The following is a 22650-nucleotide window of genomic DNA, read 5'->3' as shown; positions in this document are numbered from 1 at the left end:
TTTAAAATAATCAGCTTGTTCATATTTGTATATATATTACTATTAATAGTAGTATAACTATATTTTTGTTGATAAATAAAGGACTTTAGCATAAACGCCTAAAGTCCTCTTAATTTTAACAACCACATATATTTTTATTTTTTCTTTTTTTCTTATGGCATTTCCTTTTATTTATAATAATAGTATTACAACCGCCATTATTGCCACAATTGTTACCGCAATCATCAACATCAACCAGTAGTAATAATATTATCCACCAACAACACATATATTTCCCCCCTCTCTGAAGGCAAATATTTTAATTTAATGTAATTTTTCATAAGTTATCCTTCCTACTTCTTTTGTTAGTATATAGTATTATGCTTGTACCAAAAGTGTTCCTGTTAAATCATTAACCCTACTTATATGATCTAAAGCTATAGAAGCATAGTTAATATTAGGCAATAAAAAATAACAGATTTTAATCTGTTATTTTAATTTTTTATATTAATTTGTTATTCTTAGATTCTCCTATTTCTATTTTGCCATCAGAATAAATATACATCCCTTGTCCTTCTCTTTCATCATTTTGCCACTGACCTATATATTTTTCTCCTGTGGACCAGGTATGTGTTCCCACCCCATGGCGTAATCCATCCTTTAAGTCACCTATGTATGTATCCCCACATGGCCATGTACAAATGCCTTGACCTGATTTTTCACCATTGTCCCAGGCTCCTATATATTTCTCACCATCTATCCAAGTATAAATTCCATCTCCATGTTTTTCATCATTATTCCACTCACCTATATATTTTTCTCCACCTGAAAAAGTAAGTGTGCCTTGTCCATGCATTTTATTATTCTTCCATTGGCCCTCGTATTTACTACCATCAGTATAAGTAAAAGTTCCCTCTCCATTTTTCATTCCATCAGCTCTTTCACCTTCGTAAATTCCACCATGAACATGTATGGGTCCAGCACCTATAACGCTATCTTTATTCTTCTTATTAAAGGTCTTATTATGTATTTTAATTTTATCCAGATTAGATATATTAAATTTTATATTTTTCAAATTTAAATCACTCCTTTTACACAAATACAATTAACTACTATTTTATTTCATATAATTATCTTTTATATACTATACCATAATATTAAAAAAATTATGCAATAAATTTCTACAAAAATAAAACCTATAGGAATTAATTCCTATAGGTAATTTTTCTTAGATAATATTATCTTTGAAATCCTCTATTGTTTTGTTGTTTTTTAGCTCTTCTACAATCAGGACATCTTTGTGGTTCATTTTCGAATCCTTTTTCTTTATAAAATTCTTGTTCACCCTCAGTGAATACGAATTCTTGTGAACAATCTTTACATACAATAGTTTTATCTGCCATTTTAAACATTTCTCCTTTTTATTTATATTAAGATTTAAGATCTGATTTACTTTATATGCCTAAAAAGGTAATGTTTTAATCATATCAAATCTTGTTGTTGTTGATTTTGCAATCCCAACTCGTTAAGAATAACATAAATATTAATATTATGCAATACTTTTCTCAAAATAGTTTCACCTACACCAATGGCTTATTGTTTACTGTTTCTAGCTATTGCTAAGTTTATGGTTCCCTTTACAAGATCAATAACTTGCAGCTTACTATAGCCTTTGTGCTTTATTTGTTCTTCCTCTTTTCTTGCTATCGCTTTATATGGATATTCTTTCTCATTATTTTCTAAAACCTCTATTACGTAACCCCTGTACTCTTCCATACTCCACCTCTTTTATTTATTTAAATGTTGTTCGCAATTATATATTTGACATATATTATTTAAAACTAAACACTAATCTTATCTAACTTAAACCTTTACAGCGTGCCATATCATTACTTAACTCTGAATGTGGTCATAACTTCCTTTTTTCATATCCTCCTCTTCTAAAATCATTATAACACATTTTGAATACTTTGAATATTCTTTTAATATTCTTTTCTATGTTTCTTTTTTACAACTTTTAACCTAAAAAAGTCCTCTCTTTCTTTTTCTTCTAAAACTTCTGTAACAAACTTTACAATTTCTTCAAACTTAGGAATCTGTATATTTTGAAGTGCATTTGCTCTTTTTTGAGTTTTCTTTACTTCCATTGCTAATCTATAAACTGCATTTTCTACTTCTGCCAGCTCATAGGTTAAATATTTCACTTTATTAAACCCTTCCATTGCTTCATCAATTGCAGCGCTTGTTCTATAAAATCCATATTTAGGCTTTATTCCTTTAGTATCAAAAATAATTTTAGGTACTTCTACCCCCATAACACTTTTATATAGGATTTCATAATCCTTAGCTTCCTCTACCGACATTGCTATGTCCTGCGTTATACTTATTCCCGAATTTATATTTGCAGCTTCTAGGGCCTTATAAGCCTTTGAAAAGGTTACATTCACCTCATTCTGAAGAAGACGCGCCTTAGCTACATAAGACATCATTTCTCTTATTAGTACATTTCTCTTTTTATCTAATAATTCAAATCCCTTTTGAGAAAAGTCTAGTGAGCTTTTAGCATCCATTAATGTAGATTTGGTTGGTGCAAATGTTTCCATATTACTTCACCACCGCTAAATAATATTTCTCTAAAATCTTAGGTGAAACCCTATCTAACTCATTTTTAGGTAATACACTTAGGATTTCCCAGGCTAGATCCAAAGTTTCTACCATATCCCTATTTTCATCATAATCCTGTTTCAAAAATTTTTCTTCAAACAACCTACCAAAGTCCATATATATCTTATCTATTTCAGATAGCTCATCTTCTCCTATAACCTGCGCTAATGCTATTACATCTTGCACTCTAGAATATGCTGCAAATATTTGGTTTGAAACGTCCCCATGATCTTCCCTTGTAAACCCTTCACCAATACCATCCTTCATAAGCCTTGAAAGAGAAGGAAGTATATTTACTGGTGGATAATATCCCCTTTGCGCAATTCCCCGACTTAAAACAATCTGTCCTTCGGTTATAAATCCTGTAAGATCTGGTACTGGATGAGTTATATCATCATTGGGCATAGTTAATATGGGTATTTGAGTTATACTACCTGTTTTGCCTTTCATCATTCCAGCTCTTTCGTACAATGAGGCCAGGTCTGAATATAAATATCCAGGATAACCTTTTCTACTAGGAACCTCTTCTTTTAATGAGGAAAGTTCTCTTAATGCCTCACAATAATTTGTCATATCCGTTAGTATTACGAGTACATGCATATCCTCTTCAAAAGCTAAGTATTCTGCAGCACTTAGTGCGCATCTTGGAGTTATTATTCTCTCAACTATAGGATCATCTGCTAAATTAGTAAACATAACTACTTTTTCAAGCACTCCAGCCTCCTCGAAGCTTTTTTTAAAGAAGTTAGCATCATCATACTTTATACCCATAGCTCCAAATACTATGCAGAAATTTTCCGATGATTCACTAGAGATTTTTGCTTGGCGTACAATTTGCGCTGCTAATTCATTATGCGCCATACCATTGCCAGAGAATATAGGTAACTTTTGTCCCCTAATTAAAGTAGCAAGACAATCTATAGATGATATTCCCGTTTGTATATAATCTCTAGGGTATTTTCTAGCTACAGGATTTATAGGCCGTCCATTTACATCGTATTTCTTTGTAGAATAAATCTCTCCACCATTATCTTTTGGATCACCGATTCCATTAAATTCTCTTCCTAATATATCTTTTGTAAGTGCTATTTTAAATGACTCCCCTCTAAAATGCACCGAAGTATTATCAACAGCCATTCCGGTTGTTGTTTCAAAAACTTGAATTATTGCCTTGTCTTTATATATTTGAACAACCTTCCCCTTTTTTCTATCCTTTCCATCAACTAATATGTCAACGATCTCATCGTAAGCCACATCCTCAACCCCAGACAGTATAATTAAAGGTCCTTGAATTTTATTTAACATTAAATATTCCTTTTTCATATTGGGCCTCCCCTCTTGTACAATTAAGGTAGATAATAATTATTATCTACCTTTCTTATATTTCACTATAAGTTCTTTAAAATAATTTTCTAATTCTTTATCTAACTCATCTATTATCGAAAGCTTATCATTTGGAACATTGTATTTCATTTTATAGAGTTTCTCCATTAATTCCTTGTTTATTATAATAGATATTGGTATTTGGGCTTTGACAGCGTTGCTTCCATAATCATAAAATGATTCTATAACTTTAAGCATCTTATATTGTTTATCGAGTGGTGCATAGGTATCTACGTCATTATAGGCATTTTGCTGAAGAAATGCGATTTTAAGGCATTTAGACACTTCTATAATTAACCGTTGCGAATCAGGAAGTACATCCTCACCTACCAGCTTAACTATTTCTAAAAGTTTACTTTCCTCATATAAAAGCTTAAGCATTTTTGCTCTTAAATCCATTATGCCCTCAGCCACATTTTCCTCATACCAGTCTTTTAAAAGTGTAAGATATCCACTATAACTATTTAACCAATTTATTGCTGGATAATGCCTTGCATATGCTAATTTTTTATCAAGGCCTAAAAAAACTGATACAAATCTCTTAGTATTTTGGGTAACAGGTTCTGAAAAATCACCTCCAGCTGGTGACACAGCCCCAATTACAGTAACGGAACCTTCACTTCCGTTCAAATTTTCTACATAACCTGCCCTTTCATAGAACTCCGCAATTCTAGATGGAAGATACGCTGGGTATCCCTCTTCAGCAGGCATCTCCTCAAGTCTTCCTGAAATTTCGCGCAAAGCCTCTGCCCATCTTGATGTGGAATCTGCCATTATAGCAACATGATATCCCATATCCCTAAAATATTCTGCTATAGTTATACCCGTATAAATACTCGCTTCTCTTGCAGCTACGGGCATGTTAGACGTGTTTGCTATAAGCACAGTCCTATTCATAAGTGGCAGGTTTGTTCTAGGATCTATAAGTTTCGGGAAATCTTCTAAAACTTCTGTCATTTCATTTCCTCGCTCGCCACACCCTATGTATACTATAATATCTGCATCAGACCACTTTGCTAGCTGATGTTGAGTTATAGTCTTACCAGTTCCAAACCCACCTGGAATTGCGCAAGTACCTCCTTTAGCTAAAGGAAAAAATATATCTATTATTCTTTGTCCTGTAATAAGAGGTTTAAATATAGTTTTTTTATCTTTTACTGGTCTTGGTCTTCTGCAAGGCCAAGTTTGGTAAAGTTTAAGTTCATATTCCTTCTCGCCTTGGGTTAATTTAACTACTGTAGTTTCTATATTGTATTCTCCATTTTCGTTTGCCCAGGTTACAGTACCTGATACACCTGGTGGAACCATTAATTTATGTTTAATTGATTCAGTTTCTTGAATACTCGCATATATATATCCTTCTTCTAATTCATCACCAATCTTTACATTAACATCTACTCCCCAAAGTTTTTCTTCATCAAGAGAAATTAGCCCTATGCCCTCTGGTAAAAACCCATGAGACATTTCATTTATCTTTTCAAGTGGTCTCTCAATTCCATCAAATATATTACCAAGTATTCCTGGCCCAAGTTTAAGTGACAACGGACTCCCCGTTGAGATTACAACCTCACCTATTTTAAGACCACTAGTCTCTTCATAAACTTGTATTGTTGCGTTGTCTTCCTCTAGTATTATGATTTCTCCAATAAGTTTTTTAGAGCCTACCATAACCATTTCTCTCATTTTAAAGCCACGCATATGTTCTGCTTTTATAACTGGTCCATTTACTCCAATTATTCTTCCTTCCATATTTCCCTCCCCTTGAACTTCAACAGCCATTACTGATTCTTATATACTTAAGCTAGCATCTCCATAACTCTAACACCAATTAGTTCTTTACTCTCGTGTAATGTAGAATATATGCTGCTATCCATTCTAAATCTTCCATCAAAGTCTTTTAACAAGTGGCCACCTATAAAGTCATCTTCTGATATCTTGATTTGAATATTATAATCAGTGTACTCCTTTAAAACATCTTCAATTTCACTCTTAAATTTATCATAATCCCTTTTCAGTACTAAAATATAGTAACTTCCTTTATCTATCGCTTTTAAATTTCTTTGAATGCCACTTATGAAGTACGACTTATATTCATCAAGACAAACAAAGTCTAAGAGTCTTTGGTGTACACTTTCTAGAGCATCCTCAATCAGCTTGTCTTTAAGCAATAACACTTCTCTTTGCTTATTAAGTTTTTCTTTTGCAATTAAAGCATTCGATTTAATGCTAGACTTTTTTTGAGATTCACTTTGAAGTTTTAGACTTAAATCTTTTATTTTTTCTTTTTCTGTACTTATTTTCCTTTGCGCTTCTATATTAAATAAATCTAGTCTTTCCTTTTTTTCTTCGTTTACTTTGTCATATATGATTTTAGAAAACAAACTTATTTTATCTTCAATAGTTGTCATAACTAAACCTCCTGCAATTCTTTTCCTCTAATATGATTCTTATATTTTAAGCCCTATAGCCTCTTTAACATACTTTAATATAGAGTCATCACCCTTGCGCCAGCCATGTCTATCAGGTATTTCCACTAAGAGTGGCCCATCCTTTGATAATTTTATAATGTCAACTTCGCCTGGTATTAGAAGAGCTATTGCTTCTGTTATTATTATTATTCCTATTCCCTTATCTTTTCTTATTTGTCCAATTTTCTCTATTATTTCTTCTTTTTCATGAAGAACAATGCTTTCTATTCCTGCCATTTGCATTCCTACAAATGTATCCACATTATCACTTATTAAATAACTTCTCATAACCCTCGCTCCTAAAAAATTATAATTTTGAAAGAATCATTATAGATATAATAAGACCATATATAGCAATTCCCTCTCCAAGACCAACAAATATAAGAGTTTTTCCTAGAATTTTAGGGTTTTCAGATACTGCTCCAAGTGCAGAAGAACCAACGGAACCTACAGCAAACCCTGCTCCAATAGTTGCGAGCCCTGTAGAAAGTCCAGCGGCTAAATATCCAAGTCCAGCGGCCGGATTTGCTGATGCCTCTACTGCGCCACGTGCTACACTTGGAATATTTACAATGAGCGCACCCATCATAACTGGTATGAATACACCCAAATTTATTTTTAAGGCTTTTTTAATTTTTTGTTTTCCTAGCAATTCGATTTTACTTTCAGCTATAACACCATAAGTAATAGTAGCTATAACAACGCAAAATGTTAATATTAATATTATAGTCATAATTGTTATTCCTCCTTAAATATCTGTAGTAATAATATGTGTTACTTAAATTTAACCTTTACAGGTTCAAAGCTAACTCCACTACCTTCATAATATTTACTAAATAATTCATAATACTGAAGTCTTAATCCTTGTATAAACACAATCAAGCCTTCAAGGGCTATTATTACTATATTTCCAAGTATTAATATCAATACTGATGCTACCCCATTTTTAGTCATAGATGCCATAGACGCAAATGCTACAAATAAACCCACGTGATTTAAAGCAAACGCTCCTACCCTTATAAATGAGAGCGTATTTGAAAACATAGATAATAGCGTTTCTACTACCTCAAACCCAGATTCTATAAAATAATCCTTAGCACCCTCTTCAAATAATATTTTATTTCCTTTTATACTATTAGCTAATGGTTGTTTTAACAGTATTAACAGTAAACAGAAAATAAAATATATTACCCAAATAACTATTGGTAATAATGGTTTCTTATAGACTATAGATATTATTAGTATTATAGCTCCAATATAAAACATAAACCCTGCGAGACCCTCTTTTCCAAAAAGACCACGTTCTATATCTTTTCTTCTTAAGCTGTTAGTAATTCCTAATATAAAACCTAAAATTAAAAAACCACATCCAAATATTATTGCTCCAATAAGCACATCGTTAATATTTTCCATAGGTCTAATTAATAAAGCATTAATTACAAGTTCAGATCCAAATACACTTCCGTATAAAAAACCAAATATAATAGAACTTATACCAAGTGTTTCTAGCACTCCTCCTAAATTAACTCTACCTTGCTTATTCTTTAGAACATAACCTGCTAGAAGCAGTACTAATCCTTGTCCTGCATCTCCAAACATAGCCCCAAACATTAAAGTATACGTTATCGCCAAAAATATAGTTGGGTCTATTTCATTATAACTAGGTACCCCATACATTAAAACCATACTCTGAAAAGGTTTGAAGAATTTATTATTTATCATCATCGTTGGTGGAGTTATATCTTTATTAGTTATTTCATTAGCATCCTTACTAATAGTCAATATTCTATCATCAAAACTCAGTAATAGAGTTTTAAGGCTCTCCATAAAACTTTTAGGTATCCATCCAGAAAGATAAAAGAATTCATTTGTACAAGCAGCACTCTTTTTAATTTCCTCAGACTTTTGCTCTAGTTCATAACTATTTTCTATATTCTTTATAGTTTTATATTTCTCCCTTAAAAATACATTAAGATCAATTTGAATTTTTAGCAATGATTGTTGTATTTCATTTATTTCCTTTCGAACAACTACTGACACGTCCTTTGGAATACCTGCATAATGATTTGGAATTAATATCTTTTCACAGTTTGCAGATTTAAAAATTCTTGCTGTTTCTGTTAGCAAAAGTAAAGGAGTAAATGATATAAATGTAACAAAATCATTTTCAGTGAATACAGATTCTATTATCGAAGGAATATTTTCATAATTAGCTTTTAATTTTAGCATGTTTTGCACTGGCACCTTGTACAAACCCACTTGGAAATTTTTCATAGCTGTAAATTCCTCTATGGGAACATTTACATCCTTTAAACACCTCAATGCCTCATATGTGTTTTTAAGATCCCCATCTTTTTTCTGTAAATCGTCAATTTTTTTATTTATAATCATATACTCATCATAAACCTTCGCTAATTCTTTTTGAGAATCATCAAAATCAAAATACAGTTCTTTACTGTATTCACTATTTATGCCATTAAGTTTTTGAGCTTCAACAAGTACTTTAATATGTTTATTGCTTATATTATAATCTTTATCAGATAAGTAAGGCCTTATATAATTTACGTCCATTAGAGCCTCTATATTATCATTAGAGGTTTTCAATACAAAATCAGACGAATTTATTTCCTGCAAAGCACTTACCGGCTGCATACATCCATCTATTGCAAGCATTTTAGTTAACTTATCAAAATCAGACATTACACCTACTAAATTAATCATTTGCATTTTTTCTATAGACACAAAATCACCTCCTAAAATTAGATTGTAAGTAACAGGTTATAATGTGAGAGATATATATTTAATACCTTCTTTCAAATCAATGGAATACCTCTTTTGCTCTATTATTGAAATGATATCCTTTATTTCAATTCTATAAATCATAAAATAACTCATAAGCACGCTAATATTAGTTTCATTTTCTCTAATAATTTTTTTGAAGTATTTTTTTTGATATTCACGTTCGTGTTTTTCAATAATCACCGAATCATCTTTTTCATATATATATGCATATGGCGTTTTTTCTATTAAATTGTGAAAATCTACCATATCATTTACATAACATAGTTTTCTAATCTTTTCCTTTGGAAGTTTATATCCATTATATATAGTATAATTAAATAGTTCCTCAGGCCGTATTTTGTAGAAAGTCTTTCCCCTGTATATCCATCCTAAATTTAAAAGATCAACCTCCATACCTATTATACTTTGCACTGCTTCTTTATTCTCAGTACTTAAATGCTTAAGTTCTTTTTTAATTGACGTGAAATATAAAAAATCAAGTTCTGTCTCAATCCTAAACAAACCTTTTTCACTAGCATCTTTAGCTAAGTTTTTTAGATTCTTATAATATATGCTCTTCTTTAATCCATATATTACATCTTCTACATTTTTAAATGCTAATAAATAATCATAATTTATTGTATTTAACGAACATCTTGCAATTAACCGATTTTCTATTTCATCTAAGCTTCGCCCTAGGTATTTACCTCTAATAATTACTTTTAAATCTTCTATCTCCCACCTTAAAAACAAAACCTTCATAAGATTCCTATATTCGCCATTAAAATACTTTATAAATTTACTATATGTACTTATGTAGTGCATATGTAAAATATTTTCCAAGTTACCACGATGTATTTTTTCTAAATTATATGATTCTAAAAATTCACTATAACTTGTTTCTTCTTTTAAGACTTTAACAGTGCTTATAAAGTCTTTGCAATTTAATAATTTAATATATTGATCTTGACTTAACATCTTCCCAATTAATGCCTTTACTTTAGAATTTACAGCGCTAAACTTAACGATATCTCCCATATATTACACCCCTATAATAGCTTTATTACTCTATTAAATACTGCATCTACTAATTCTAATTTATTAGCTTGATATCTGTCATTAATGCTGTGTAAATTTTCCTCTTTCTCTTTTCTTATATTTTTAGCCGTATTCTCAGCTTCCAAGATTTTTTCATTACTTATATCCCTCTTGATATTTTTACATTCTTCTTCAAATCTAGCCATTAAATCATTTATTATATTCTCAAGTTCATTTTGTTTTTCACTCAATAGTTCATCAATGTTCTTTCTATAGTTTTGCGCGTCTTTATCTATACTCATTATTTTGTTCATTACAAATTTCAAAGCATCACCCCCAACATTTTAGAAATAATATATAATACTGATTTTTACTTATAGTTCTAGATAATAAGTATTATCTTATTATATTACCCTTATAGGATAATGTCGAACGCGATTTTCGACATTATATACGCATTAGTAATAAATGTTTTTCCTTTTTTTTCTCTAACTCATGTAGTATACTTATATTTCATGATTAAATATATTATTAAAGGAGGATTCCTATGAAAGATGACATAAAAGAAATTGAAGATAGCATATTTAAATATCTTTATGAAAATAGATCTTCATCACCACAAAGCATAGCAAAAATAAAACTCGCGATTAATTTAGGAAATGGTAAAGGCAATATTAGATTGTTAAAATCTTCTCTTGAATCTCTAATGAAAAAAAGATTTATAACTAAACAAGCAGTTAGAGGAAATTATAAAATTGAACCTAGTGGAATAGAATTTATTGAAAAAGATGAAGAAACAGAAAAATAAAAAAGAGCTAAAAGCTCTTTTTTTTAATTGAATATAAAAAGCGACTCAGATAACATAAAAGTATGTATCTAAGCCGCAATATGTCTATTTAATTGATGGGAATATGTGTTACTAAACTTTACACCGATTGTACATTTAAAATAATAAAGGTCTATAACTACTAACCATAATGTTACTTATTCATGTCCAATGTACAATAGTTATTATACCATATTATAATGCTGTATTCAATGTTAATATGTTTGATTTTGTCGAATTGTTTTATTCTAATCTACATACTTTAAACTTTTCTTGTACATTTATATATCCTACCCTTAAATTATATAAATATACATTTATCCCATATTATTTTACGGGTTATTATTTATATGAGTTGTTACTTTATGTCTATTTTATCTTTAAATTTACCTAACGTCTTTTCCCCGATACCACCAACCTCTGTTAATTCGTCCACAGATTTAAATCCTCCATTCTGCTCCCTATATTCAATTATAACACCAGCTTTAGCCTCTCCTATTCCTGTAAGTGTCATAAGTTCTTCTTTGCTTGCAGTATTTATGTTAACAATAGAGTCTTTGTCACCTGCCCCTGCACTTGAAGTAGTCGAGCCTTGAGGGTTAATCTGAGTGATTTGTGTTTTACCTTCCTCACCCTTTTTATTAATAACAATGCAGTCCTCATCATTTAATTTTGCAGAAAGATTTGTAGCATCAAGATCAGCATCACTAGTTCCCCCACCAGCAAGTTTTATAAGGTCAGTTACCCTACTTCCTTTTTTTATTTCATAAACACCAGGTTCTTTAACAGCACCCTTTATATCTACTTTGATATTACTATCTTCTATTTTAGTATCCACTTCTACTTTTGCATTGCTGACAGCTGCTTTATTTGATTCAGGCTGAGTAGGATCCGTTACAACCTTTTTTTCTGATGTTTTACCAGTTTCTACAAACATATTTTCATAATCTGTAACATTAACATTTTCTTTTGGTCTTGATAAAACGTAACCAGAAATTATACAGACAACGCTTATAACCAAAATAACCATAGATCCAATTATCTTTTCCTTATTTTTCATAATTCCTCCTAACCAACTTCGAGAATGTTATACAATTATTAGTTATTTTCCCTTTATATATAGAATTATTGACAACTTTTCGTAAATACTATCGCTAAGAAATGATTTTTTTGATATACTATAAATATTGAAAAACTGGGAGGTAATCTATGAAAAGGTTAATCACAATAATAATAACATCATTTTTTTTACTGTTTAATACATTCCCAGCAGTTAAAGCGCTGTCTTCTCCACCAGAGGTATCCGCTGATAGTGTTGTTTTAATGGATGCTACTACTGGTAAACTGCTTTATCAAAAAAATAAAGATTCTGCTTACCCTCCAGCTTCCACCACTAAAATAATGACAGTACTTTTAGTCTTAGAAAATACTAAGTTAGACGATATTGTAACTGTAAGCAAAAATGCTGAGATGACTGATGGTTCAAAAATATATCTAATTGCAGGTGAAAAAATCTCCATAAAAGAATTGTTATATGGATTAATATTAGCCTCAGCCAATGATTGCGCTGTAGCACTCGCTGAACACATAAGCGGTTCAACAGAAAATTTCGCTGAACTTATGAACAAAAAAGCAAACTCTTTAGGTTGTAAGAATACTAATTTTGTAAATCCCAATGGACTATATGATGTTAATCATAAAACTTCAGCCTACGGTTTATCATTAATTATGCAGGAACTTATTAAACATCCCGAGTACAAAGTAATAGCAACTACTCCTTCATATTTAATGGCAGTAACAAATAAATCCAAAGCTAAGCGGCCTCTTTGGAATGAGAATAGATTAATACAAAAAGCCGACCAATACTATTATCCTGGTAGCGAAGGTGGAAAAACAGGGTACACTATTCAATCAAAACATTCTTATATTGCCACAGCCAATAGAAATGGCCACAAGCTTATAGTTGCACTTGTACATGACCCTGTAAAAACGTTTTTTCCAGATAGTATAAAGTTATTAAATTATGGTTTTGATAATTTTGAGCTTTCGGAGCAGTTTAAAAAGGATGATGTAGTCTCAAACTTAACGTTAGATGATGGAACAGCACTTCCACTCCTTGCGACAAAAGATCTATATGTTGTTAAAGAAAAAAAGGCAAATTTAACTCCAACTATTAAGACTGAGCAAACTAAACCAAATTTATCTTCTATAAAAAAAGGTGATTTAGTAAGTAAAGCCATAATTACTTTAGGAAAGGATTCCTACAATTTAGAATTATCTAGTGGAATAGACTATTCTAAAAAAATAGTACCCCTAACTAATACATTCACGAAAAACTCAAAAATATCCCCATCCATTGTAAATATACTCAAATACCTTGTGCCTATCTTAATAATATTACTTTTCATAAGACGTGGAATAAAGAAAAAAAGAAGAAGAAAAAAAAGACTTAATAGATTTGTAAATAACTTAAATAATAGAAAACAATAAAAAGAAACTAGTGCAAACTAAATTTAGTTTATACTAGTTTCTTTTTCATTTTAATTTCTAAATTTCACTTTCTGCCTTTAATTTGCTTACCAAATTCTCTATATCCTCCGGGAGCTTAGACTTAAGTATAAGTTGTTCCCCAGTCCTCGGATGTGGAATAATTAATTTATAAGCATGAAGTGCCTGCCTATCTATATATTCACTTTCACAAGTACCATAAAGGCTATCCCCATAGAGTGGATGACCGATATGACTTAGATGAACACGGATTTGATGTGTTCTACCAGTTTCCAAAGTCACTTTTAGCAAATCTCCATTTTTAAAAGATTCGATAACTTCATAATGAGTTACACTCCTTTGTCCATCTTCCCAAACTTCTCTTTTTGCACTGTCTTCATTAGGGTTCCCAATAGGCAAGTCGATAGTTCCTGTCTTCTTCTCCATATTACCATGCACAACAGCCATATAACTTTTCTCAAAAGTTTTGACGAGCTCACTCTGTTTTTTCAAGTCACTCTTAAGTACATCATTTCCATGCATGTCCCTAGCTAATGCCATATGTGAAAACTGATTTTTAGCAATTATAATAAGTCCCGAGGTATCCCTATCTAATCTACTAACTAATCTAACAATGCAATTTTCACCTTTTTCCTTAAAATAATATAAGACACCATTAGCAAGAGTTCCATATGGATACCCACGAGTAGGATGAACTACTATACCAGGGCTTTTATTTATAACAATGAGATCTATATCCTCATATACTACATCTAGCTCCATTTTCTCCGGTTCAATGTTTTGATGTTCATCCCGCTTCATATCAATTTCTATTTTATCATCTGTTTTTACTCTATGGTTTAGCTTTGCTACCTTATCATTTACACTTATTTTCCCAGTTAGGCCAGAACTTTTTATAAATCTACCAGACAATTTCTCTGAATGTTTTAGATAATCCCTTATTTTTACGTCAACAACATCTGCTCCAACTACATAGGTTAATCTATCATTAAGCAATAGCAATTACTTCTATTTCTATTAATGCATCCTTAGGAAGTTTTGCTACTTGTACGCAAGATCTAGCTGGAGGATTTGTACTAAAATACAAAGAGTATACTTCATTCATAAGATCAAAATCACTAATGTCCTTTAAAAATACTAAAGTTTTCACTACCTTATCCATAGATGTTCCAGCCTCTTCTAATATAGCTTTTACATTATCTAAAGATTGTTTAGTAGCCTTCTTTATATCATCATTAATAAATTCTCCTGTTACAACATTTATTGCTAGTTGCCCTGATGTATATAGCAAATTACCTACTTTTACAGCTTGAGAATATGGTCCAAGAGCTGCTGGTGCATTATTTGTGTTTATTATTATTTTTTCCATTTTTTCTCCCCCTTGTAAATTTATAATATTGATAACTTAAATTAATGCATAAGCTTATGATCGTCACCTAACACAACTACTATATCAAATTCTCCATCACTTGAAGATAAGAATTCGATATTGTCTATTTTGAAGTCCTTTTTCAGTTGAGTTTTCATATTCTCGTCACCATTATATACTGAAATTTTACTTTTACTAGCTGCGTCACCATTACCTGTTACTGCTTTATTATAGCCGTTTTCTACAAGATATGATGAATAATCACTTGCGAGTCCCACTGTTTTTGTGCCATTAATTATCTTTATTTTAAGCTTTGACTTATCTACGTTTAACACGTCACCATTATTTAATTCCGAAATAATCTTTTCATTTTGAGCGTCACTATATACTACATATGATATACCTTTTACATCCTTTAAATCGCCCTTAATTGTGTCCATAGAAAGTTTTCCATCCTCAATAGTTGCAAATATATAGCCATACTTAAGTATCTCATTAGCATCCATATTGGTTTCTACAGAACTTTTAACTGCAGATAAAATGCTTGGAATTTTAATTAATATAATAGGACTTTTTACTTTTTCCATAACTTTTGAAATAAATATATGCTGATTTTGTATTCTTCCAAGGTCTCCGTTTTCAAAACCAGAAAGATCATTATTTTTTCTCCACCTAAAAAACTCCTCAGCTTTTTTACCATCTAAGTGAACTGATGTACCCTTGTCAAAATGAATGCTTAAATCTTGCGTAGGATCATCATAATCCATCTGCCTTGTTATATCCATATCTACTCCACCAATAGCATTAATTACCTTATCAAAGCCTTCATAGTTAATTTTGCCATAGTAGTCAATTTGAATATCAAGTAGCGTTTCTACGGCAGCCACAGCGTATTTCACACCACCAATAGCATGGGCAGCATTAATTTTTTGGTTTTTCCCATTTACTTGAATTAAAGTATCTCTAGGTATAGAAATCAAATTAATCTTTTTATTCTCCGCATTATAATGTGCGAGTATTAGTGTGTCTGTTCTCTTAGGATCATTAACATTTGTAGCACCAGGAGTCCCTACATCCACTCCCATAACCAGTATGTTGCATGATTTTCCATCTTTTTTAATTCTTTCAACATCATCTGCATTAAGTCCAGTTGATACTCTATTTTCTGATAAATCTGTTGCGCTATTATTAAACTTAGCTAAATAGAAATAAAAACATCCGAAAACTAGTACAAGAGCCGTCACTACAACGGTAATTGTAACAATCGCAAATCTTTTATAATTTATTATCTTTTTGCGTTTATTATCACTATTATTATTCATGCTCTCACTCACACCTACTATTCTTACTTAATAAATAATTTCTTGCATCAATTGTATCCGTATGTAACATTCCATTTTTACTTATAACATAATTTATACTATTATCAAATGATTTTAATATCGCGCTATCTAAATCTATTTCAATTAAACATCTTAGTTCATCTACACCACTGAATTGCCTTAATGGTTCAATATAATCTGCGATGTAAATTATCTTCTCTAAAATACTCATGTTTTTTCTACCAGTAGTGTGATATCGAATAGACATTAAAATATTCTCATCACATATCCCCATTTCTTCTTTAGCTATTAGACTTCCAACAAGGCCATGCAAAATAGATGGATTTTGCCTCTCAGTCTCATTAATTACTATTCCGTGGTCTGTTACCACTTTTATAAATTGTACATCTGTCAAATTCTTAGCACAATCATGTATTAATCCTGCAATTCGTGCCTTTTCTATATTTTGATCATATTGGGCAGCAAGTAACTCTGCCGTTTTACTAACACTTAAACTATGTCTAAGTCGAGCTTCTTTTAAATTCTTTTCTAAATAATTATACATTTTTTGCTCATTCCACATTAAAATCCTCCTCCATTTCTATATCTCAGAAACTAATTACGGATTATCTTACATCTATTTATATAAATCACGTTTATCGATAATTTCATTAACACCACCAGGAAGAAGATAATCAACATTTCTACCTTCTTTTATACTCTTTCTAATATTAGTTGATGATATATCTATAATTGGCATATTTAAAAATATTATTTCTTTATTAAACTTTTGTTCCAAATATTTTTTTTGTTTTAGCACTTCTTCTACTTCGAACCCTGCCCTATTGTAAACTACTAGCTTACAATTATTAAATATTCTATCGACATTTTTCCAGTTATCTAGGTCCATTAGGCTATCTGCACCTATTAAAAAATACCACTTAGTATCACTTTGTATATCATTAAAAAGTTCAATTGTTTCGTAGGTATAACTGTTTTCTTTTTTATTTATTTCATAATCACTTATTTCAAAGTCATTTTCGTTCTCTACTGCCTTTTCAACTAAATCATATCTAATTTGAGCATCTGTAATGTTTTTATTGATTTTATTAGGTGGATTTCCCGCTGGCATGAATAAGATTTTGTCCAAATGTAGATTGTATAAAGCTTCATATGCTATGTGAACGTGACCTATGTGAATAGGATCAAACGTTCCTCCAAAAATGGCCTTTTTCACTATAACACCTCTTTATATTATATATATAATCATACAAACAAAACAATATAAATTGTGATTTAAATAGAGGAAAAGCATGTAAGATTACATGCTTTTATGGTAATTCAATTCTAGGCTTATTTATTGACCTTTTGTATAATACACATTTACTACCGATAGATTGAACTCCCTCTGCTCCTATTGCTTCACAAATTATATCTGAAGCTTCTCTTGCAGTTATACCACTATTATTTAGCACTTTAATTTTTATAATTTCTCTAGATTCTAGTGCATCCACTAACTGCTTTAAAAAATTTTCTTCTATCCCTGCTTTTCCAAGCTGAAATATAGGCTGTAATGGGTTTGCAATAGTTCTTAAGTAACTTCTTTGCTTACTTGTAATCATAATATCCTCCTAACTACATGTTTGGGGACATGAAAATAAATATTACAACTCTCATACTATTTTGTTTTCATGTTCCGTGTAAAATAGTAATTTTTAGTCTTTATCTATTATAATAAGAATTCAAATTCAAATTTCTGTAGTCTTACTAAATCTCCGTCTTGAATTCCTTTTGAAACTAGTGTATCAAATACTCCCTTATTTTTCAATACTTTATGGAAATATTTGAGAGAGTCTGGTTCGTTTATATTAACTGCACTAAGCAATCTTTCAACAAAACTTCCTTCAACAACATAAGTTCCTTGATCATCCACCTCAACAGTGTATGTAAATCTTTTTTCTTCAACTATAAATTTATCTTCATCGTTAATTACAAGTTCTGTAACTGGGATAGTTGATAACATTCTTGCTGCTTCTTTCATCAAATCTTCAACACCTTGATTTGTAGCTGCAGATATTTTGAATATTTTACTATCATCGAATCCTAATTCATTTAATTTTTTCTTGAAATTTTCAAAGACTTCATCATCAAATAGTAAATCGCTTTTATTCGCAGCTATTATTTGAGGCCTATCCCACAACTTAACACTATATTTTCGTAGTTCTTCATTTATTTTCATAAAATCTTCTACAGGATCTCTGCCTTCAATTCCTGAAATATCAACCACATGAATAAGCATTCTAGTTCTTTCGATATGTCTTAGAAAACCTATTCCAAGACCTACTCCCTCAGCGGCTCCTTCAATTATACCTGGTATATCAGCCATAACAAAATGATTTGCACCCTTAACACTTACTACTCCTAAATTTGGTTTTAATGTAGTAAAATGATAATTAGCAATTTTAGGTCTTGCTTTTGACACTACTGAAAGTAGTGTTGACTTACCTACATTTGGAAAACCTAATAACCCAACATCAGCTAAGATCTTAAGTTCAAGTTTAATCCATCTCTCTTCTCCAGGCATTCCTGGTTCAGCAAAGTTTGGTGCTTGCCTTGTAGGCGTACAGAATTTAACATTACCTTTTCCGCCTTGTCCAGCCCTGCAAACTCTATAAGTTTCACCATCATGAGCTAAATCGTACATAACCTTATCTGATTCCAAATCACGTACAATAGTACCCATTGGAACCTTAACATACAGATCCTCTCCAGCTTTTCCATAACACTTAGAACCAGAACCTGCTATTCCATTTTTTGCTACGAATTTTCTTGCATATGAAAAATCTAATAAAGTTGTCATACTTGCATCAACTACAAATATTACATCTCCACCATCTCCGCCATCTCCACCATCTGGTCCACCTAATGGTATATACTTCTCTGTTCTAAACGAAACGGCTCCATTTCCACCATTCCCCGATTTAACAAAAATCCTTGCTGTATCAATAAACATATATTTCACCTTACCTTAGCGCATTTTCTATTTTTAAATTTTTGATTCATTAGAATACAATTAATTTGATTAGAATATAATTTGATTAAAATATAAACCGATAAGCTATATTATTATCAAAACTGCATTTATAAATTTTAAGATTATCTATATCTCCATCTATTTGTTGCCATTCTTCCATCCAACTTAATTCACCTAGCATGGTTTCATTATTAGCAATAAGTAGACTTTCACCAAGTTCATCTTCAAATATGTAAATATAAATAAAATTTTGATTAGTATCTTCTAGTTCCATAAATATAGTATTAACTAAATTATTTTTTTTATTGTATTGATCTTCGAAAATTTTACCTTTAAAATTATCAATCTCTATATCTATTTCTACTTTCACTTCATTTAGCCATAATCTTTTAAGGTTACTTTCAATGCATAATGAAAATCTATTATCTTGCAATTTATAAATTTCACTAATAATTATGTTTTGCTTAGCTAATTTATCTATATATTCTAAAGCACCCTCAGGCCGCTTCATTTGCAAATATCCAGATATAACTTGCAGATCGTTCATAAAATCGTGTCTTTGTTTTCTAAGTAAAAGTATATAATTTTCTAATTCGTCTTTTCCTACTTCATTTCTTTCTGATCCATTTTCTTTTAACCCATCTTCTTCTAATCTAACTTTTTCTATTCCAATCATTATATCCTCCAAAAGAGAATTTTAAAAAAGCACCCTTTAAGGGTGCCTTAAATTATTCAGCGATTGACATTTCTACTGCAACAGGATAAACGCTTGCTTTTTTCTTCATTTTTCCCATTCTTTCGAATTTTACAATTCCATCAATTTTAGCAAAAAGAGTGTCATCTCCACCGATTCCAACGTTGTTTCCTGGATGAATTTTTGTTCCTCTTTGTCTTACTAAAATATTACCTGAAAGAACAAATTGTCCATCTGCACGTTTAGTACCAAGTCTTTTAGACTCACTATCTCTACCATTTCTTGAGCTACCTACTCCTTTTTTATGAGCAAATAACTGAAGGTTCATAACTAACATAGTATTACACCTCCTCTATTTCTACATTTATATATTTACCATAAGTAATTTCTATACTCTTGAGTCCAAGTATCATTGTTTCAAGTAAAACTTGACATCTTTCGATATCTTCTAGAGTTTGACCTTTTAAATTTAAATTTAAAAATCCATCATCTATAACATACTTAACCTTAATTTTCAAAACTTCCTCAATCCCAATAACTGTAGTTTGAGAAATTACTGAAATAGAATTACAAATTAAATCTACATCTAATTGTTTTTCTTTAGGCTGAGCATGACCTTTAATTTTAAAAGAAATTATTTTACCAGAACTTCGGACAAATTTAACTTTGACCATAATTAAGCCTGTATCTTCTCAATTTGAATCTTAGTATATGCTTGTCTGTGTCCTTGTTTCTTTCTGTAATCTAACTTTCTCTTAAACTTGAAAACTACAACTTTTTTAGCTTTTCCTTGTGCTAATACCTTAGCAACAATAGAAGCTCCTTCAACTAAAGGTTTACCAACTACTAAACCATCTTCCTTGCCTACTGCAAGAATTTCATTAAATTCAACAGTTGTTTCAACTTCAGCATTCAATTTCTCAACGAATAAAACGTCTCCTTCTTGAACTCTGTATTGTTTTCCACCTGTAACTAAAACTGCGTACATAAAATACACCTCCTTGATCCAGTCTCGCCATCCCAGGTACATACTTTTATTGTAACTTTTAAAGCAAGTATGTTTCATAACCTTGTGTGTGCGGCCTACAAAAGCCATTTTATCATATATTCGTATGTTTGTAAAGTACATTTATCCATATATCTTAAATGCTAACAAATCCCGTATTTGATTTGCAAAAATTAATGATTCAACTTTGAATTTTTCCAGATGTGTTGTAAAATCCACATAAACACTACTTTCAAGTGCCCCTATTTGTTTTACAAATTCTAAAACATCCTCCATAACATCCTTTTTGTAAATCAAATCAAGCTCTAGATATATGTCTTTTATTCCCTGTTCCTTTTGAATCTTAAATATTTCATTTTTAATTAAGAATTCGATGTAGGATAGTCTAACCCTAGTACTTTTACCATCACAATGTTTGCATGGTTCTTCAATAAACTCATATATAGATTTTCCACGTCTACGCCTTGCAATTTGAACCAGATTAAGCTGTGTAAAAGGATAAATTACTGTCTTATTTTTATCATCTGCAAAACCCTCTCTTAGGGCATCTAATATTTTTCTTCTCACATCTAAGTCCTCAATATCAATAAAATCTATTATAATGATTCCACTTAAATTTCTGAGCCTTATCTGCCTTGCTATTTCTGTCGCCGCCTCTATATTAGTACTTTGCGCCGTCTTTTGTAGTGAATGGCTTTTTACATTTTTTCCTGAATTAACATCAATTACATACATTGCCTCTGTTTTATCAATTACAATATTCCCTCCACATTTCAGAGAAATTCTATGATTACGAAGGCTTAGTATTTCTTTTTCTATTCCATAATAATCGAGAAGCATTCTACTTTCATTATGCAGTTCAACTTTTACATCTATATCAGATCTATTTTGAGTATATTTTTTAGCATATGCAAAATCACTTTCATTATTTAATACTATTTTAAATGTATTTTTATCCAATATATCACGAAGGGTTCTGTTTAATGCTCCAGCATCACTAAATAGTAAAATGGGATTTAAGGAATACTTAGCGCGATTTATAATATCTTTATATATTTCATATAAATCAGACACTTCGTCATTTAACACTTCAATATTTACATCAAATGCATTAGTCCTAATCATTACGCCTATGTCGCTAGGTTTGTCTAATGAACTTCGCACCATTGCTTCAAAAGCTTTATTGTTTATTTTCTTAGAAAAATTTATATCTTTATTAATATTAACAATTACGCAGTATGTGCCGGGAATACCAAAAGCACTAGTAACTTTCGCTCCCTTTTTATCTATCGCTTCTTTTAAAACCTCAACTATTATTTCATCGCCCTTTTTTATCTTGGTATTATTAAATCGCTCGTCAAGATACATGTAGCAATCTTTATTATGCCCAATATCTACAAAAGCACACTTAATTGCTGGGACAATATTTTTTATAACGCCCTTATATATTTCTCCTGGAATTGGACCACTATACTCCTCTTCTATGAAGCATTCCTTTAACTTATTATTTTCCTTTATAGCTATTCTTAAAAACTTTTCTTGTCTTTCAATATATATTTCTTTCACTTTTACCTACTC

At 30.9% G+C, this 22650-nt stretch carries 28 protein-coding genes; 2 read left to right on the top strand and 26 right to left on the bottom strand.

Going from position 1 to position 22650, the window contains the following annotated elements:
- Positions 1 to 115: 115 nt before the first annotated feature.
- From KPL55_RS02675 to KPL55_RS02615, 13 genes are all read right to left on the bottom strand, one after another.
- Complete coding sequence (locus KPL55_RS02675; RefSeq protein ID WP_216305165.1) at positions 116 to 268, bottom strand: hypothetical protein; 153 nt, start codon at positions 266 to 268, stop codon at positions 116 to 118.
- A 213-nt stretch (positions 269 to 481) separates the two neighbouring features.
- Positions 482 to 1054 carry an MORN repeat-containing protein gene (locus KPL55_RS02670; protein WP_216305164.1) on the bottom strand — a complete coding sequence of 191 codons (573 nt, stop codon included), beginning with the start codon at positions 1052 to 1054 and terminating at the stop codon, positions 482 to 484.
- Between the two features lie 163 nt (positions 1055 to 1217).
- Positions 1218 to 1382: a zinc-ribbon domain-containing protein gene (locus KPL55_RS02665; protein ID WP_165413721.1), complete on the bottom strand. Its 165-nt coding sequence runs from the start codon at positions 1380 to 1382 to the stop codon at positions 1218 to 1220.
- 190 nt (positions 1383 to 1572) lie between these two features.
- Positions 1573 to 1755, bottom strand: coding sequence for a hypothetical protein (locus KPL55_RS02660; RefSeq protein WP_216305163.1), 183 nt, complete (start codon positions 1753 to 1755; stop codon positions 1573 to 1575).
- Positions 1756 to 1961: 206 nt separating this feature from the next.
- A complete protein-coding gene (locus tag KPL55_RS02655; protein ID WP_216305162.1) occupies positions 1962 to 2582 on the bottom strand; it encodes a V-type ATP synthase subunit D in 621 nt (206 codons plus the stop codon).
- A 1-nt stretch (position 2583) separates the two neighbouring features.
- A complete protein-coding gene (locus KPL55_RS02650; protein WP_216305161.1) occupies positions 2584 to 3966 on the bottom strand; it encodes a V-type ATP synthase subunit B in 1383 nt (460 codons plus the stop codon).
- 42 nt (positions 3967 to 4008) lie between these two features.
- Positions 4009 to 5775, bottom strand: a complete 1767-nt coding sequence (locus KPL55_RS02645; protein WP_216305160.1) for a V-type ATP synthase subunit A — start codon at positions 5773 to 5775, stop codon at positions 4009 to 4011.
- Positions 5776 to 5822: 47 nt separating this feature from the next.
- Positions 5823 to 6434: a V-type ATP synthase subunit E gene (locus KPL55_RS02640; protein WP_216305159.1), complete on the bottom strand. Its 612-nt coding sequence runs from the start codon at positions 6432 to 6434 to the stop codon at positions 5823 to 5825.
- Between the two features lie 39 nt (positions 6435 to 6473).
- The gene (locus KPL55_RS02635) at positions 6474 to 6782 is read right to left on the bottom strand and encodes a V-type ATP synthase subunit F (RefSeq protein WP_216305158.1); all 309 of its coding nucleotides are present in this window, start codon (positions 6780 to 6782) and stop codon (positions 6474 to 6476) included.
- 19 nt (positions 6783 to 6801) lie between these two features.
- Positions 6802 to 7227, bottom strand: a complete 426-nt coding sequence (locus KPL55_RS02630; RefSeq protein ID WP_216305157.1) for an ATP synthase subunit C — start codon at positions 7225 to 7227, stop codon at positions 6802 to 6804.
- Between the two features lie 41 nt (positions 7228 to 7268).
- Positions 7269 to 9236 carry a V-type ATP synthase subunit I gene (locus tag KPL55_RS02625; RefSeq protein WP_216305156.1) on the bottom strand — a complete coding sequence of 656 codons (1968 nt, stop codon included), beginning with the start codon at positions 9234 to 9236 and terminating at the stop codon, positions 7269 to 7271.
- A 36-nt stretch (positions 9237 to 9272) separates the two neighbouring features.
- The gene (locus KPL55_RS02620; protein WP_216305155.1) at positions 9273 to 10313 is read right to left on the bottom strand and encodes a V-type ATPase subunit; all 1041 of its coding nucleotides are present in this window, start codon (positions 10311 to 10313) and stop codon (positions 9273 to 9275) included.
- Positions 10314 to 10324: 11 nt separating this feature from the next.
- Positions 10325 to 10639, bottom strand: coding sequence for a hypothetical protein (locus KPL55_RS02615; protein ID WP_216305154.1), 315 nt, complete (start codon positions 10637 to 10639; stop codon positions 10325 to 10327).
- Positions 10640 to 10860: 221 nt separating this feature from the next.
- Here KPL55_RS02615 and KPL55_RS02610 point away from each other — a divergent pair, with 221 nt between their 5' ends.
- Positions 10861 to 11121 carry a hypothetical protein gene (locus KPL55_RS02610; RefSeq protein WP_216305153.1) on the top strand — a complete coding sequence of 87 codons (261 nt, stop codon included), beginning with the start codon at positions 10861 to 10863 and terminating at the stop codon, positions 11119 to 11121.
- A 376-nt stretch (positions 11122 to 11497) separates the two neighbouring features.
- On the opposite strand, the gene KPL55_RS02605 is transcribed toward KPL55_RS02610, so the two are convergent.
- Positions 11498 to 12199, bottom strand: coding sequence for a helix-hairpin-helix domain-containing protein (locus KPL55_RS02605; protein ID WP_216305152.1), 702 nt, complete (start codon positions 12197 to 12199; stop codon positions 11498 to 11500).
- A gap of 149 nt (positions 12200 to 12348) precedes the next feature.
- Here KPL55_RS02605 and KPL55_RS02600 point away from each other — a divergent pair, with 149 nt between their 5' ends.
- Positions 12349 to 13629, top strand: a complete 1281-nt coding sequence (locus KPL55_RS02600) for a D-alanyl-D-alanine carboxypeptidase family protein (protein WP_216305151.1) — start codon at positions 12349 to 12351, stop codon at positions 13627 to 13629.
- Between the two features lie 57 nt (positions 13630 to 13686).
- Here KPL55_RS02600 and KPL55_RS02595 read toward each other — a convergent pair whose 3' ends face one another.
- The 12 genes from KPL55_RS02595 to KPL55_RS02540 form a co-directional block, all read right to left on the bottom strand.
- Positions 13687 to 14643 carry an RluA family pseudouridine synthase gene (locus KPL55_RS02595; protein WP_216305150.1) on the bottom strand — a complete coding sequence of 319 codons (957 nt, stop codon included), beginning with the start codon at positions 14641 to 14643 and terminating at the stop codon, positions 13687 to 13689.
- Entirely contained in the window at positions 14636 to 15016 is a 381-nt protein-coding gene (locus tag KPL55_RS02590; RefSeq protein WP_216305149.1) for a RidA family protein, read from the bottom strand. Before KPL55_RS02590 ends, KPL55_RS02595 begins: the two co-directional genes overlap by 8 nt.
- A 41-nt stretch (positions 15017 to 15057) precedes the next feature.
- Positions 15058 to 16338, bottom strand: a complete 1281-nt coding sequence (locus tag KPL55_RS02585; protein WP_216305148.1) for an LCP family protein — start codon at positions 16336 to 16338, stop codon at positions 15058 to 15060.
- Between the two features lie 4 nt (positions 16339 to 16342).
- Entirely contained in the window at positions 16343 to 16921 is a 579-nt protein-coding gene (gene yqeK / locus KPL55_RS02580) for a bis(5'-nucleosyl)-tetraphosphatase (symmetrical) YqeK (RefSeq protein WP_216305147.1), read from the bottom strand.
- Between the two features lie 54 nt (positions 16922 to 16975).
- Positions 16976 to 17578, bottom strand: a complete 603-nt coding sequence (nadD, locus tag KPL55_RS02575; RefSeq protein WP_216305202.1) for a nicotinate-nucleotide adenylyltransferase — start codon at positions 17576 to 17578, stop codon at positions 16976 to 16978.
- A 91-nt stretch (positions 17579 to 17669) separates the two neighbouring features.
- On the bottom strand, positions 17670 to 17960 hold the full coding sequence (locus KPL55_RS02570; RefSeq protein ID WP_216305146.1) for a YhbY family RNA-binding protein: 291 nt from the start codon (positions 17958 to 17960) through the stop codon (positions 17670 to 17672).
- A gap of 107 nt (positions 17961 to 18067) precedes the next feature.
- Entirely contained in the window at positions 18068 to 19351 is a 1284-nt protein-coding gene (obgE, locus tag KPL55_RS02565; protein ID WP_216305145.1) for a GTPase ObgE, read from the bottom strand.
- An 85-nt stretch (positions 19352 to 19436) separates the two neighbouring features.
- On the bottom strand, positions 19437 to 20048 hold the full coding sequence (locus tag KPL55_RS02560) for a Spo0B domain-containing protein (RefSeq protein WP_216305144.1): 612 nt from the start codon (positions 20046 to 20048) through the stop codon (positions 19437 to 19439).
- 52 nt (positions 20049 to 20100) lie between these two features.
- On the bottom strand, positions 20101 to 20403 hold the full coding sequence (gene rpmA, locus KPL55_RS02555) for a 50S ribosomal protein L27 (RefSeq protein ID WP_216305143.1): 303 nt from the start codon (positions 20401 to 20403) through the stop codon (positions 20101 to 20103).
- Between the two features lie 4 nt (positions 20404 to 20407).
- Positions 20408 to 20740, bottom strand: a complete 333-nt coding sequence (locus KPL55_RS02550; RefSeq protein ID WP_216305142.1) for a ribosomal-processing cysteine protease Prp — start codon at positions 20738 to 20740, stop codon at positions 20408 to 20410.
- A gap of 2 nt (positions 20741 to 20742) precedes the next feature.
- Positions 20743 to 21054, bottom strand: a complete 312-nt coding sequence (gene rplU / locus KPL55_RS02545; RefSeq protein WP_216305141.1) for a 50S ribosomal protein L21 — start codon at positions 21052 to 21054, stop codon at positions 20743 to 20745.
- Between the two features lie 141 nt (positions 21055 to 21195).
- Complete coding sequence (locus KPL55_RS02540) at positions 21196 to 22638, bottom strand: Rne/Rng family ribonuclease (protein WP_216305140.1); 1443 nt, start codon at positions 22636 to 22638, stop codon at positions 21196 to 21198.
- Positions 22639 to 22650: the final 12 nt, after the last annotated feature.

Source organism: Clostridium lacusfryxellense, from assembly GCF_018861735.1.
In the GTDB taxonomy this organism is placed as follows: Bacteria; Bacillota; Clostridia; order Clostridiales; family Clostridiaceae; genus Clostridium_AD; species Clostridium_AD lacusfryxellense.
The sequence above is the reverse complement of the archived record's forward strand: the minus strand, read 5'-3'. Positions and strand labels throughout refer to the sequence as shown.

Excerpts from the sequence above, each read along its gene's own strand:
- KPL55_RS02675 (WP_216305165.1), bottom strand. The coding sequence starts at position 268 with ATGTGTTGTTGGTGGATAATATTATTACTACTGGTTGATGTTGATGAT.
- KPL55_RS02665 (WP_165413721.1), bottom strand. The coding sequence starts at position 1,382 with ATGGCAGATAAAACTATTGTATGTAAAGATTGTTCACAAGAATTCGTA.
- KPL55_RS02660 (WP_216305163.1), bottom strand. The coding sequence starts at position 1,755 with ATGGAAGAGTACAGGGGTTACGTAATAGAGGTTTTAGAAAATAATGAG.
- KPL55_RS02655 (WP_216305162.1), bottom strand. The coding sequence starts at position 2,582 with ATGGAAACATTTGCACCAACCAAATCTACATTAATGGATGCTAAAAGC.
- KPL55_RS02650 (WP_216305161.1), bottom strand. The coding sequence starts at position 3,966 with ATGAAAAAGGAATATTTAATGTTAAATAAAATTCAAGGACCTTTAATT.
- KPL55_RS02645 (WP_216305160.1), bottom strand. The coding sequence starts at position 5,775 with ATGGAAGGAAGAATAATTGGAGTAAATGGACCAGTTATAAAAGCAGAA.
- KPL55_RS02640 (WP_216305159.1), bottom strand. The coding sequence starts at position 6,434 with ATGACAACTATTGAAGATAAAATAAGTTTGTTTTCTAAAATCATATAT.
- KPL55_RS02635 (WP_216305158.1), bottom strand. The coding sequence starts at position 6,782 with ATGAGAAGTTATTTAATAAGTGATAATGTGGATACATTTGTAGGAATG.
- KPL55_RS02630 (WP_216305157.1), bottom strand. The coding sequence starts at position 7,227 with ATGACTATAATATTAATATTAACATTTTGCGTTGTTATAGCTACTATT.
- KPL55_RS02620 (WP_216305155.1), bottom strand. The coding sequence starts at position 10,313 with ATGGGAGATATCGTTAAGTTTAGCGCTGTAAATTCTAAAGTAAAGGCA.
- KPL55_RS02610 (WP_216305153.1), top strand. The coding sequence starts at position 10,861 with ATGAAAGATGACATAAAAGAAATTGAAGATAGCATATTTAAATATCTT.
- KPL55_RS02605 (WP_216305152.1), bottom strand. The coding sequence starts at position 12,199 with ATGAAAAATAAGGAAAAGATAATTGGATCTATGGTTATTTTGGTTATA.
- KPL55_RS02600 (WP_216305151.1), top strand. The coding sequence starts at position 12,349 with ATGAAAAGGTTAATCACAATAATAATAACATCATTTTTTTTACTGTTT.
- KPL55_RS02590 (WP_216305149.1), bottom strand. The coding sequence starts at position 15,016 with ATGGAAAAAATAATAATAAACACAAATAATGCACCAGCAGCTCTTGGA.
- KPL55_RS02585 (WP_216305148.1), bottom strand. The coding sequence starts at position 16,338 with ATGAATAATAATAGTGATAATAAACGCAAAAAGATAATAAATTATAAA.
- yqeK (WP_216305147.1), bottom strand. The coding sequence starts at position 16,921 with ATGTGGAATGAGCAAAAAATGTATAATTATTTAGAAAAGAATTTAAAA.
- KPL55_RS02570 (WP_216305146.1), bottom strand. The coding sequence starts at position 17,960 with ATGATTACAAGTAAGCAAAGAAGTTACTTAAGAACTATTGCAAACCCA.
- obgE (WP_216305145.1), bottom strand. The coding sequence starts at position 19,351 with ATGTTTATTGATACAGCAAGGATTTTTGTTAAATCGGGGAATGGTGGA.
- KPL55_RS02560 (WP_216305144.1), bottom strand. The coding sequence starts at position 20,048 with ATGATTGGAATAGAAAAAGTTAGATTAGAAGAAGATGGGTTAAAAGAA.
- rpmA (WP_216305143.1), bottom strand. The coding sequence starts at position 20,403 with ATGTTAGTTATGAACCTTCAGTTATTTGCTCATAAAAAAGGAGTAGGT.
- KPL55_RS02550 (WP_216305142.1), bottom strand. The coding sequence starts at position 20,740 with ATGGTCAAAGTTAAATTTGTCCGAAGTTCTGGTAAAATAATTTCTTTT.
- rplU (WP_216305141.1), bottom strand. The coding sequence starts at position 21,054 with ATGTACGCAGTTTTAGTTACAGGTGGAAAACAATACAGAGTTCAAGAA.